A 12,191-nucleotide genomic window follows, 5' to 3' on the forward strand; every position below is an offset into this window, starting at 1 on the left:
AGGGAAAAATCAGGAATGGAAGCGATTGGTCCGGCACGGCGCAGCCTGCCGGTTTTCTTTTTTTTAATGGATATTCAACTGGGCTGTCTATTGCTTGCGGCTCTGGGTCTCTACCTTGTGCCAATGGAAGTTTCATTTATTGGTGATACGGTTTGGCTGCAACTGCTGTTGGGATTGTTAGGCGCTATTGTCACATTTGCGGTAGTACTGACATTGGCTCGTTCTGAGACGCTATTTGGGAAAATGCTGCGGCTCCACTGTACTCAATTGACTCCGCTATTTTCCAAGTTGTCCCCATCACAAATGGTATGGGTTGCTTTAGCTGCAGGTGTTTGTGAGGAGCTGTTGTTTCGTGGTTTTCTACAGTCTTGGCTTTCCCAGCTCAGTACGCCATTCCTCGGTTTATTGGGTGCATCACTGATATTCGCATTACTGCACTGTGTTTCCTGGGTGTACTTCTTCCTTACCTTTATGATTGGGCTTATTTTAGGCATTTTCTACCAAATGTCCGGGGGCTTGGTGGGGGCGATTGTTTGGCATGCGGTATACGACCTTTTGGCAATTTTCGCCATAGTGCACTTTCCCCATTTGCTCGGATTAAAAAATCAAGTCTTAAAGCGAGGGTAAGTAGCCAGCTTTGGTCTGGAGACCTGCAGAGATATTACGGAGTTACTCGCGGGCTCCTAGATCACGGCAACGATCACCACTAGTACCAGGGAGGCCGTTAGGATAAAAGCAATAAGCGCTAAGAGTCCGTCTCGAGCTGCCAGCGATAGTCCAAAAATGGTGAGAGCGAGACCAGCAGTTGAGGCAGAGAAGGGGATTACTTCCATTATTGGCAGGGTCAATGCAATAAAAATGCAGGTTCCAGCAATAGCGTAGGTGCCATATCGGCGCACGATAAAATCCATCCGTGGCTGAATCCAGCGGTCGGCAAACCGGGCGGGCTTTTCCATCCAGTGCAGGGCATCCATCAGCTTCTCGCTGGATATGGAGCGGTTGATTAACCACTGTGGAAGCCAGATATAGTTGCGCTTCATCAGCAGTTGTAGGGCAAACAGTAGTAGCAATACGCCCATCGCGGTAGACATTCCGGGAATACCGCTCAGAGGGGAAAGCAGGATCAACCCGATAAGGATAAGGAATGGGGCAAAGGATCGAAGCCCCACAGCCTCAATAACATGCTGGATGGAGATTTTCTCCTGCCCCTGACTTTTCTCCTCAATATCCTTCAGCAGCTGGCCCAGTCCTATGATTTCTTGTGTCATGGTTGGAATTAGTTGCTGTGTAGTTTCTTTGCAAGACAATCTACTGATAAGAGGGCTGGAAACCGGGTAGTCTCTACGAGCTATCCGGTTCCAGAGATATTGTCGAGCATAGCACTGTGACTGGCTTTTCGGCTAAAGTCAGGCAGTTTTTCAAAGGGGATAAGCTGTCTGGCGTCAAACTAAACGGATAGAGATAAGCTGTTGGCGGAGGATTATGCCTGTCATCATTTTCTGTTAGATTATTGCCGATGGCGGGTGTGCTTATTTCGGCTGATTGAATTTCGATGTGGTTTCTAGTTGGAATGGAATCCTAAGGCAGTCTATTTAGGTACTGAGCCACTCGACTACCTCGATAAATTACTAATAAAAAGGACGGTCACAAATGGATGCTGTTGACCAAACAAAAGGGAATCCACCAGTTTTTCTTTTATTAATTGGTACTCAGGTTGTTTGCTTGTTGCTGGCCCTTCTGGGCTTTTATCTGGCTTCACTCAAGGTAGTGATCATTGGTGATAGCGTAGGGTTACAAGTAATAATTGGCATCATTGGTGCAATGGCTACCTACGGTGTGATGTTGTCGTTAACTCGCTCAGAAACGACCCTTGGCAAGTCAATGCGGCGTCAATCGATCGCCCTGATTCCGCTATTTTCACGATTGTCTTTCTTTCAGCTGCTGTTGATTTCTATTGTAGTCGGAATTTGTGAAGAGCTTTTGTTTCGGGGTTTTTTGCAGTCCTGGTTGTCAGAACTTAGTTCGCCATTGTTGGGATTATTAGTTTCCGCAATTGCATTTGCGCTACTTCATTTCTCATCGTGGACCAATTTCTTTCTGACTTTGGGAATTGGTGTGGTTTTAGGAGTGGTTTACCAAGTGTCCGGAAGCTTATTAGGAGTGATAATCTGGCACGCAGTCTACGATGCAATTGTCCTTATTGTTTTGACTCAATATCCGCATTGGCTAGGGATTAAAGTAAAAGAATAACCGCAATATTCGGGAGCGATTTACTTGTTTTAAGCTCCCGAATTTAACCTTTGGGGTTTAAGGAGCCTCCCAGATTCGCCGAGACATTACGGAATTATTCAGAGGCTCCTTAAGTATTGAATAACTCATCCAAACGCAGGGTCTCAACCCCTGTTCGTTCTTGTCGACTTAAATAAACCATTTTTTTGGCTACTTCACGCCCCTCAATGGGCCTATAACGTCTCAGCCCCGGCAGCATACAAATTACTGGTAGGAGGATGCCTCCGATTTTCTCACCGGGTCGGGCATTTGCACGATCTCCGAGGAGTAGGGAGGGTTGCAGTATACTGATGCGCTTAAATGGAAGTTTCTTGATTTTCTCCTCCAGCTCACCCTTCATACGTAAGTAAGCGCTGGTGCTATTGGCATTGGCCCCGCTGGATGAAACCAGTAAGTAATGGCTGACTCCTGCCTCCGCTGCCAATTGGGCCGCTTGGTATTGATATTCAACGTCAACCTTGTGCTGTGCGGCTAGGCTGCCGGCTTGCTTGCGAGTGGTGCCGAGGCAGGAAAATAGAGTATTTCCCTGAAAAAGAGGTGCAGCTTCCTCCAACCGATTAAAGTCGACAATATGATTTTGTATTTTTTGACTTGCAGTGGCTTTGGGGCGTCGAGTGAGTGTAAGTACTTCATCAAAGACTTTTTCACCAGCCAGTTGCTCTGTGAGATGGCCACCGATAAGGCCCGTAGCTCCGAGGATAATGGCTCTTTTGCTCATTGGAGGTCTATTTCCATTGGGTATATGTTCGCAAGGCTAATAGCGTACTTTAGCGCAAAGATGTCTATGTTTGTTAAAAGTTGCCAGCTGGAAAGGGTGTCTGGTGAGCAAAGAAGGCCGAAGTGTAATTAACTGAGGGAAATCTAACTCTGGGATTCCTCAGTAATACTGGAGGATACAAAAATTCTCTATCAGATTGTGGATGTTCAATAATTGTTCACTGTGCAGATCCTTGCTGCATCTCATTGCGTCGCATGGGCATGCTGTCGATACGTTGGAAAATTTCGACGGCTGAGAATTTATTGGCTTTATACTTTACTTGCCCATCCTTTCCTATAAGAAGTACTTGCATTGCTGGTCCTTGCAGATATTTTTCCCGTACATTTTTAGCAAAATTGTCTGTGACTTTACCGGGGAAGTTAGTCTCAAGGGTGCCGTTAGAGAATAGGAACCATATCAAGTTTCTCTCTGCAAACTGCGGCGCTAACTTGAGTAATTCATTGATTGTGCTATTGGGATCTTCCGGGATATTCAGTAATAGAATGCGGTTTTTCCACTGGAAATCTTTTAGGTCGTTCACCGTAGATCCCTGGGCGAATGTAGAAGAAGTCAACAGAGCCAAGACAAGCACAATGAACTTATGCATTTACTAATCTCATCTATTAGCGTGATCTTAGGGAGCTCATTAGGCTATCCAATCACTAATTCAATTTTCCGGCGCTTGGATGTCCTTTAAGCATAAGATATGAGCTGCCAGTTACAAGGCAGATGATGATCGGTATCGACAGTGAAAACTGACTAGTCAAAAGGCGTGTAAATGAGCGAGTGGTCTAGGCTCTAGGCGGGAGTATTAAAAATATATCGCAAGCTAATTAGGTTCTGAAGGATTACCTGAGCGGCTCGGGTGTCGAGTGAATTACGCAGTATGGCTAAACAGAGCGGCAAAATTACACGAGATCAGTACTTGGGGTTGGCTGCATTAGTTCTCGCGGCCTTCCTTATTAGTAATGACTATACCGCTTTTGCCCCCGCACTACCTGCCATCGAAAGAGAATTCAATGCAGACATAACTAGCTCCCAGTGGATCATTAACGGCTACGCCTTGGTTTTTGGTGTTTTCATCATAACCGGTGGCCGCTTGGCGGATATCTATGGCCGCCGCAGAGTATTTATGATTGGAGCGGGAATATTCGTTTTCTTTGCCGTGCTGGGTGGCTTGGCAATGGATATGTGGATGTTATTGATATCCCGCGCATTGATGGGAGTGGGTGCGGCATTGATGTGGCCGTCCACTTTGGCAATGACTTTTAACTTGTTGACCTATGAAAGGTCAGGGTTGGCAGGTGGTATCCTGATGGCCACCTGTGGGTTAGCGAATGCAGCTGGACCAGTTTTGGGTGGGGTGCTCGCAGATTTTTTCAGTTGGCGATGGATTTTCTTCGTTAATATTCTCCTTACTCTGGCAACAATGCTGGCTTGTTGGTGGGCAGTGCCCCCCGATAAACCTCGTGACACCGAGGAAAAAATAGACTTCTTCGGTGTGCTACTACTATGCACCTCGCTATTTTGTTTGCTTTTTGCACTGGATGTCTCCGCGGAGATTGGTTTCAAGCATCCTGTGGTTATCAGCCTGATCGTTGTGTTCCTGGTGTTGCTCTGTCTGTTTACCATCGTGGAGTATCGAGTTGGTAAAGATGCCCTGATTCCCCCTGATATTGCAAAGAACCGGAAGTTCCTAGCGGTAGGCGTTACGACACTCCTAATCTCCGTGGTATTCCTATCGGCAATTCTCTATGTCCCCCAGTTTTTGGCGAATTTTCGTGGTTACTCAGCATTTCAGGCCGGTTTGTCTTTGGTTCCTTTAATGGTTATATCGGGGCTGGTTGCTATTATCTCCGGTCGCTTCTATGAAGTAGCTGGACCAAAATTACTCGTCTCATTAGGTATTTTGGGGATGAGTGTTGGAATGTTCATGCTTTCGAACCTGACTTCGGACACGGGTTTTCTGGATATGTGTCCGGGCTTGGTCGTGTTGGGAGTGGGTATTGGGCTGTTTAATCCATCCAGTACGACTGCGGGTATTACGGTGGTGGAACCTCACCGTGCCAGCTTGGCAGGCGCAATCCTCTATATGTTTAAAATTGGTGGGGGTGCGGTTGGTTTGGGTATGAATGCTACAATTATCGCCTTCGCTCCAGATATACCTTCGGGTATAGATAGAGCTTTTACAGTAAATGCTTACCTAGCCTTGGTTGGTTTGATTGTTTGCATGTTCTTTGTGATCGGTAGGCCAGAGAGCCAAAGCGGAGAGCTTTCTTGATCGCAAGTGAAGTGCGTCTCATTTCTTTTGTGTCGTAGATCTCCTTTCTTTAATTGAAGTGCTTTTTTCAAAATTTATCCATTCTTTGAGTTTTTGTGAGATTTGAATTTCCTCACATCTGATTAGCCCTCTATTCAATACAATGCCGCAGCTCAAGGCCCTGTTGTGCCTGGGTTTATTGTGGTCCTGTTCCAGGTTCTCTGGCAGGAATTGATAGTTTAGGGTTGGGTCGGAGGTAGGCCACATGTTCAGAATTCTTCAGATTGTACTTTTCTTTCTGTTGGCCAGTACTGGGCATGCTCAGACTATTGATAGAGATGATATCCGTGGCCTGGATGAGCAGATCCAGGATGTTAAGAAAGATGTAATTGATCTCACTGCTGAATTGTCACAGCTGGAGGAAAAGCTCTTATTCCCCTCTAATACGCAGGTAGCTCTTTTTGTCTCGGTGGCTGATGAAAAGCCCTTCGAGCTGGAGTCGGTTGAGGTCACACTGAATGGCAAATTAGTTGCCCATCATCTCTATACCTACCGGGAAATTGAGTCCCTGCAAAAAGGTGGGGTACAAAAAATATACACTGGCAATGTGCAAGTGGGTGGGCATCCATTAGAGGTTAGTTTTCTCGGTAAAACCCCATCAGGAAAAGAGTATCGGGCTACAGCTTCCTACACCGTGGAGAAAGCAGTGGGTCCTAAATTTGTCGAGATTAAGGTTCTGGGAACCGAGTCCACGATAAACTTCAAGGACTGGTAATCATGCTCAGGTCCCTGGTAAATGTGTTGTCCTGTCAAACCAGGATGATGCTTGGTGCTCTATCCCTTTGTTCTTTGGCTGCTCTCCCCGCTGCAGCGGCGACTGAATCGCAGGAAGAACTTAAAGACCTGTTTTTCGGTGCGGCAATGTTTCATGCCCATCAGGAAAAATATTTTGATGCGATTGTGGCACTGGACACAGAACTTGCTCAGTATCACCGCTTAGATCAGCCCGAACTCGATCCTTTCAGTGCGCACTTGGGGCAGGCTGAGTTTTCGGTGGGTGACTTGGAATTGTCCTACCGAATGCACAGGGAGGCCGGGCGGGCTATTGAGGCTGTACTGCAGGGAAATGTATCCCAGCCGGTGCGCAATGAAGCCGCGTATCGACTGGCAAAAATTCACTATCACAAACAACAGCCGCGCAATGCCTTACACGCCCTGGAAATGATTGACGGGCGGGTTCCCGAGAGGGTCCGTGCAGATGAGCAGTTTTTGCGTGCTCGAGTCTATATGCAGCTCGGTCGATTCGAGGAGGCCGTAGAACTGCTGCAAGACCTGAAGGGTGAAGAGTCCCTTGAGGGCTTTGTTTCCTTCAATTTGGGTATTGCTCAACTGAAGGCGGGAGAAGAGGAGCGCGGTGTTCTGGAGTTGACTGCACTGGGAAGAAAGCGCAGTTCAGAGGCAGCCCTGCAGGCCCTTTACGATAAAACCAACCTCTTATTGGGCTCTCATTTAATGGAGCTGGGCAAGCTGGATATGGCGCGCCCCTATTTTGATCGTGTAAATCTCGATGGCCCTTTTTCAAATAGGGCGCTGCTGGGTGCTGGCTGGGTAGAGGCCCGCGCGGGTCGCTATGACCGGGCACTGGTGCCCTGGAAACTGTTGCAAGACCGCAAAGGCACCAGTGAGCCAGTGCAAGAGGTCATGTTGGCGGTGCCCTATGCCTATGGCAAATTGGATGTCCACAGTACCGCTGCAATTAATTACGGCCGCGCATTAGACGCGTTCGGGCGTGAGATCGATACCCTCACTCAGTCTATTCATAGTATTCGCAAAGGTAAGTTCCTTGAGGCGTTGCGTCGTAAAGAGGCCACCCAGGTACAGAACTGGGTAGTGGCTTTGCGCAATTTACCGGAAGCCCCCGAGACCCATTACTTACTCGACCTGATGGCGTCCAATGACTATCAGGAATTTCTGCGTAACTATCGCGACCTCAACGATTTATATGAGCGCAATGAAGAGTGGCTAAAAAGCCTCACAGCCTACGAAGATATTATTCGTATTCGCCGCAACTATTACGAGCCCCTGTTGCCGGAGCTGGACAGACAATTCCGGGAACTCGACGCCCGTATCCAACTGCGGATGGAGCAGCGCGATCAGTTTGCCAGTCGTATAGAGCAGATGCTGATCTCCCGCCGCCCAGAATACCTGGCAACGGCCGAAGAGCAGGAAGCGCGCTTGAAGCTCCTGGAACTTAGCGGAAAAATTGCCGAGCATCCCCAGGGCTTTACTGAAACTACTTTGGAGCGGGTTCAGCGGCTCAAAGGTGTTTTGGACCTGCGTCTTTCCTTTGAGTACGACCAACGTTTGACCGAAGCCTACAAACACCTGGCGGAATTAAACCAGGAGATCGAAAGTCTCCAGTCTGTTTACGATTCCTTTGTGCGCAGTCGCCAGGCGGCAACTCACAGCTATACCGGTTACGACCGCGATATTACTCGTTTGCGCGCGCGTATCCAGCAAACCCAACGGCGACTGAAAACCCTGATGGCGCGCCAGGGCACCATGCTTGAGGCATTGGCAATTGCTGAGTTGGAACGCCGTCGCGCACAGTTGGAAAGTTATCAAATTAAAGCCCGCTTCGCCCTGGCAGACAGCTACGACCGCGCTAATGAGCTTCAGGAGCAGCGTGAAGATGAATTTAAGGTAGAGCAGCACAAGGCGCTGTTGGAAGAGCAAATTCCTGAGGAGAATCCAGCGGAGATGGAGCCGGTGGAGGAAGAAAAATCAGCAGAGGGAGGTGATTCGTGAGTAAGTTGCTCAAACCTAAATCCCGAGCTGGTAAATCTCTCAATCGCGGCGCCGGTCTTCTCTCTGCACTTATAGTGCTAGGGGGTTGTGCGGGAAACAGCGGCAAGACCATCGGCAGTCTTCAAAATGTTGAAGTAGAAATCAAGGAAGAGCATATTGATGGCAGCCTGGAGAAAGCACTGGCCAGCTACCAGAAGTACTTGCAGGAAACCCCTGAATCCAAGCTGACCCCCGAGGCGATGCGCAGGATTGCCGACCTGAAAATCAAGCAGGCGCACCGCGCTGAAGATGCAGAATACGATAACCTTGCTGGAGTAGCTGCTGGAAGCGGGGCGGTGATCTCTGTCGATGCGTCAGAAGCTATGGCTGAAAATACCCTGGATGCTCCAGAGACGTCAGCGCCGGTGGCGAAGGTAGAGCCGGTAGTGACTGAGGCGCAGGCCCCAGGGGTTGTCGAGTCTGATGAGGAGTTTGAAACCCGCGCTAGTGGCAGCATAGAAATAGCTGCAGATGATACTCCGCTTGAAGCGCCGGGCGTTGATTCTGAAGAGATGATGTCAGCCAATGCCCGCGAAGCTATCGATCTCTATATTAAATTGCTGCAAAAGTACCCCCTGTATCACCGCAACGACCAGGTGATGTATCAGTTATCCCGGGCTTATGAAGAGGCGGGAGAGATTGATGCAGCGGTGGATGTGCTGCGTCAGCTGGTGGCCAACTATCCGGACTCGCGACATATCGATGAATCCTGGTTCCGGTTGGGCGAATACTATTTTACCCGCAAGAAGTTTCTCGATGCGGAAGAGTCCTACGGAAAAGTTATCGATATTGGTGTGATATCCAGTTTCTACGAGCTTGCCCTGTATAAACGCGGTTGGGCGCTGTTTAAGCAGGATATGTATGAAATGGCCCTGGATGACTATATCGCCATGCTGGATTACAAAGTCTCCCAGGGATATGACTTCGACCAGCAAAACAATAAAGGCGAGCGCAAGCATATTGACGATACTTTCCGTGTGGTCAGCTTGAGCTTTTCTTACCTGGAAGGTCCTGATTCGGTTGTCGATTACTTCTCCCGCAAGGGCAATAGAGATTACGAATTCCGGGTATATAGCCAGCTGGGTGAATATTATTTGGAAAAGCGTCGCTACCAGGATGCGGCAAAATCCTATATTGCGTTTGTTGATCGAAACCAGTTGCACAGAGTATCTGCGGATTTCTCAATTCGTGTTATTGAAATCTACGGTAAAGGCGGATTCCCCAAGCTGGTGCTGGAAGCGAAGAAGGATTTCGCCACTACTTATGCACTTAATGCCGATTACTGGACTGTCTTCGATATTAATGAATACGGAGAGGTGGTTGCCTTCCTGCAGACCAACCTGATCGACCTCGCCGGGCACTACCATGCGGCTTACCAGAATAAGAAGTTAAAAGATAAGAAGGCCGAGAATTATCGCGAGGCGATTCACTGGTATCGCAGCTATCTCGATTCCTTCCGGGAAACTGAGCGCGCACCGGAAATCAATTATCAGCTTGCCGGATTGATGTTAGAAAACTGGGATTTCCATGGTGCAGCTCTGGAGTATGAGCGCACGGCCTATGAATATCCTGCGCATAAGGATTCCAGCGAAGCAGGCTACGCAGCGGTTTACGCTTATCGCGAACATCTGGCCAATAACTTAAAAGATGCAACGGATGAGCAGCGTGCACCACTATTGCGGGAAATTATCCGTTCATCGCTGACATTTGCAGCCACATTTCCTGAGCATGCCAAAGCCCCTCAGATCATGCTCGGAGCGGTGGAGGATCTCTACGGGTTAAAAGACTATGCCCCGACAATCGCCAATGGTCGTTCACTGTTGGAGCAGTTCCCCGCTGCGGAGCAGGAGATTAGACGTTCTGCCTGGCTGCTGGTGGCTCACGCTTCTTTCGATACTGCGGCCTTTGCGGATGCAGAAATCGCTTACGGTGAAACTTTGACGCTGACTGCCCAGGATGCAAAGGATAGGGCGGGTCTGGTAGATAACCTGGCGGCTTCTATCTACCAGCAGGGTGATATGGCCCGTAAGCAGGAGGATCATGCAACCGCAGCGAGTCACTTCCTGCGTATTCGAGGTGCTGCACCTGGCGCGACCATTCTGGCTACGGCGGAGTACGATGCTGCCGCATCATTGATCGTGCTTAAGGATTGGGTACAAGCGGCAACGGTATTGAATAACTTCCGCAGTCACTTCCCGGAGCATGAGCTGGCGAAAGATGTCACCAAGAAGTTGGCAGTGGTTTACCAGGAGAGCGGTGAGCTGTTGCTGGCAGCTGCGGAATTTGAGCGTATTGAGCGGGAATCCGAGGACGATGAAATACGCCGTGAGGCCTTAACCCAGGCGGCAGATCTTTACGCAGCGGCAGAAGATAGCGCTAAAGCGCTGTCTGTTTTGCGTCGCTACGTCGATTATTTCCCCGAACCCATGGAACCGGCGCTGGAGACCCGCCAGAAAATTGCCGATATCTACAAAGTGTCCGGGAATCAAAAACTTTATATGGCAGAGCTTCGTGAACTGGTGAAAGTTGAGTCCCGCGGTGGTTCCCAGCGCAGCGACCGAACCCGTTATCTCGCAGGTAATGCGGCCCTGCTATTGGCTGAACCCAGCTTTGAGGCTTTCACCCAGGTGGATTTGGTTGCGCCTATCGAGAAAAGCCTCAACCTCAAGCGCAAGCGTATGAAAGCAGCCACCCGTGCATTTACTGACCTGGTTGATTATCAGGTGGCCGATGTGACCGCTGCGGCAACCTTTTACCTGGCTGAAATTTATCTCCACTTTAGCGTGGCCCTGAAGGACTCTGAACGTCCAACCAACCTGAATGCCCTGGAGCTGGAAGAGTATGAGTTGGCACTGGAGGAGCAGATTTATCCCTTCGAGGAAAAAGCCATTTCTGTTCACCAGAAGAATGTCGAGTTACTGGGCGTCGGTATTTATAACCCCTGGATTGATAAAAGTATTGGCAAGCTTGCCAATTTAATGCCCGCTCGCTATGCACGGGCGGAAGAGGCTGGTGAGTATCTCCAGAGTATTGTACCCCTGCCACCAGAGCCGGAATTGCCCTCAGCGGGATCAGCAGTTTCGGGTCAGTAATAACAGGCATTTGCCTTTTGGAGTGGAAAGTTATGCAAAAACAAATGCGTTTGTTTTTTCTGGTGGGCTTAGCCTTGTTGTTAGCAGCTTGCGCCAGCACCCAAACCAAGTCTGGAAAAATCTCTGATTATTCTTCGGTGCGGGTATCGGGCAGTGTGAGTCGGGACTTTGAGCGATCCCTGGAATATCTTGCCGAGCAGGATTATGCGAGTGCTATTGAACTTCTGCAGTCAGTGGTGGAGCGCGAGCAGCGCCTTCCGGCACCCTATATCAACCTGGGTATTGCCCACTACAAAAGTGGCAATGAGGCAAAAGCGGAAGAGGCTTTTTTAAAGGCATTGGCGCTGGACGAAAAACATCCGGTGGCAACTAATGAACTGGCGGTTCTCTACCGAAAGCAGGGGCGCTTTGCCGAAGCGCGGAAAATATATGTGAATGCTTTGGCAGAAAATCCGGAATATCTACCTTTAATAAAAAATCTGGGCATATTGTGTGATCTATATCTGCAAGATCTCCAGTGTGCTCTGGCACAATTCGAACAATATGTGCAATTGGAACCAGAGGACCGGGATGTCACTATCTGGTTAGCTGATATTCAACGGAGGGCTGGTAAATGATTAAACTTCGTTGGGCTTTGCCATTCGTGGCCAGCTTTATGGTTTTTCCTTATGCCTTGGCTCAGTCTGAGGGTGAGGAGAAGAAAGAATCCACCGATAAAAAGGTGGATTCGAAAATTAAGGAGTTGTCGGGTATTTCTATTATCGGTAACAAGGAAGCCCCTAAGTCTCTCTATATTGTCCCCTGGAAAAGTTCCGAAGTGGGTGTCGAAAGCGACCTTGTCTCCAGCTTGATGGATGACAAACTCAAACCGCTCGACAAGGAAGTTTTCATGCGTGAGTTGGAGTTCTACCAGCTCAGCCTGTCCGGCGATTAACGCCATATAGAC

General features: G+C 48.9%; 11 protein-coding genes. 8 read left to right on the forward strand and 3 right to left on the reverse strand.

Going from position 1 to position 12,191, the window contains the following annotated elements; all coding sequences use genetic code 11:
- Positions 1–15: 15 nt before the first annotated feature.
- Complete coding sequence (locus tag ACJJIE_RS02085) at positions 16–627, forward strand: CPBP family intramembrane glutamic endopeptidase (RefSeq protein ID WP_444893359.1); 612 nt, start codon at positions 16–18, stop codon at positions 625–627.
- 56 nt (positions 628–683) lie between these two features.
- On the opposite strand, the gene ACJJIE_RS02090 is transcribed toward ACJJIE_RS02085, so the two are convergent.
- Complete coding sequence (locus tag ACJJIE_RS02090) at positions 684–1,268, reverse strand: exopolysaccharide biosynthesis protein (protein ID WP_444893360.1); 585 nt, start codon at positions 1,266–1,268, stop codon at positions 684–686.
- A gap of 382 nt (positions 1,269–1,650) precedes the next feature.
- Between ACJJIE_RS02090 and ACJJIE_RS02095 the strand changes: the two genes are divergently transcribed.
- Entirely contained in the window at positions 1,651–2,250 is a 600-nt protein-coding gene (locus ACJJIE_RS02095; RefSeq protein WP_444893361.1) for a CPBP family intramembrane glutamic endopeptidase, read from the forward strand.
- A gap of 109 nt (positions 2,251–2,359) precedes the next feature.
- Here the strand turns inward: ACJJIE_RS02095 and ACJJIE_RS02100 are convergent, their stop codons facing one another.
- Positions 2,360–3,007 carry an NAD(P)H-binding protein gene (locus tag ACJJIE_RS02100; RefSeq protein WP_444893362.1) on the reverse strand — a complete coding sequence of 216 codons (648 nt, stop codon included), beginning with the start codon at positions 3,005–3,007 and terminating at the stop codon, positions 2,360–2,362.
- A gap of 217 nt (positions 3,008–3,224) precedes the next feature.
- A complete protein-coding gene (locus tag ACJJIE_RS02105; protein ID WP_444893363.1) occupies positions 3,225–3,653 on the reverse strand; it encodes a DUF4174 domain-containing protein in 429 nt (142 codons plus the stop codon).
- 279 nt (positions 3,654–3,932) lie between these two features.
- Here ACJJIE_RS02105 and ACJJIE_RS02110 point away from each other — a divergent pair, with 279 nt between their 5' ends.
- From ACJJIE_RS02110 to ACJJIE_RS02135, 6 genes are all read left to right on the forward strand, one after another.
- Positions 3,933–5,327 (forward strand): MFS transporter, encoded by a 1,395-nt coding sequence (locus ACJJIE_RS02110; RefSeq protein ID WP_444893364.1) that lies wholly within the window; start codon positions 3,933–3,935, stop codon positions 5,325–5,327.
- A 244-nt stretch (positions 5,328–5,571) separates the two neighbouring features.
- On the forward strand, positions 5,572–6,081 hold the full coding sequence (locus ACJJIE_RS02115; protein ID WP_282932151.1) for a hypothetical protein: 510 nt from the start codon (positions 5,572–5,574) through the stop codon (positions 6,079–6,081).
- A gap of 2 nt (positions 6,082–6,083) precedes the next feature.
- Positions 6,084–8,114 (forward strand): tetratricopeptide repeat protein, encoded by a 2,031-nt coding sequence (locus tag ACJJIE_RS02120; protein ID WP_444893365.1) that lies wholly within the window; start codon positions 6,084–6,086, stop codon positions 8,112–8,114.
- Positions 8,111–11,245, forward strand: coding sequence for a tetratricopeptide repeat protein (locus ACJJIE_RS02125; protein ID WP_444893366.1), 3,135 nt, complete (start codon positions 8,111–8,113; stop codon positions 11,243–11,245). Before ACJJIE_RS02120 ends, ACJJIE_RS02125 begins: the two co-directional genes overlap by 4 nt.
- 32 nt (positions 11,246–11,277) lie before the next feature.
- A complete protein-coding gene (locus tag ACJJIE_RS02130; protein WP_413662567.1) occupies positions 11,278–11,862 on the forward strand; it encodes a tetratricopeptide repeat protein in 585 nt (194 codons plus the stop codon).
- A complete protein-coding gene (locus ACJJIE_RS02135) occupies positions 11,859–12,179 on the forward strand; it encodes a hypothetical protein (protein ID WP_238152012.1) in 321 nt (106 codons plus the stop codon). The genes ACJJIE_RS02130 and ACJJIE_RS02135 overlap by 4 nt, the downstream gene beginning before the upstream one ends.
- Positions 12,180–12,191: the final 12 nt, after the last annotated feature.

It is taken from the genome of Microbulbifer maximicatervae (SeqCode) (assembly GCF_052467325.1).

Coding starts and splice junctions, on each gene's coding strand:
- ACJJIE_RS02135 (WP_238152012.1), top strand. CDS start 11,859: ATGATTAAACTTCGTTGGGCTTTGCCATTCGTGGCCAGCTTTATGGTT.
- ACJJIE_RS02115 (WP_282932151.1), top strand. CDS start 5,572: ATGTTCAGAATTCTTCAGATTGTACTTTTCTTTCTGTTGGCCAGTACT.
- ACJJIE_RS02105 (WP_444893363.1), bottom strand. CDS start 3,653: ATGCATAAGTTCATTGTGCTTGTCTTGGCTCTGTTGACTTCTTCTACA.
- ACJJIE_RS02085 (WP_444893359.1), top strand. CDS start 16: ATGGAAGCGATTGGTCCGGCACGGCGCAGCCTGCCGGTTTTCTTTTTT.
- ACJJIE_RS02120 (WP_444893365.1), top strand. CDS start 6,084: ATGCTCAGGTCCCTGGTAAATGTGTTGTCCTGTCAAACCAGGATGATG.
- ACJJIE_RS02130 (WP_413662567.1), top strand. CDS start 11,278: ATGCAAAAACAAATGCGTTTGTTTTTTCTGGTGGGCTTAGCCTTGTTG.
- ACJJIE_RS02090 (WP_444893360.1), bottom strand. CDS start 1,268: ATGACACAAGAAATCATAGGACTGGGCCAGCTGCTGAAGGATATTGAG.
- ACJJIE_RS02110 (WP_444893364.1), top strand. CDS start 3,933: ATGGCTAAACAGAGCGGCAAAATTACACGAGATCAGTACTTGGGGTTG.
- ACJJIE_RS02095 (WP_444893361.1), top strand. CDS start 1,651: ATGGATGCTGTTGACCAAACAAAAGGGAATCCACCAGTTTTTCTTTTA.
- ACJJIE_RS02100 (WP_444893362.1), bottom strand. CDS start 3,007: ATGAGCAAAAGAGCCATTATCCTCGGAGCTACGGGCCTTATCGGTGGC.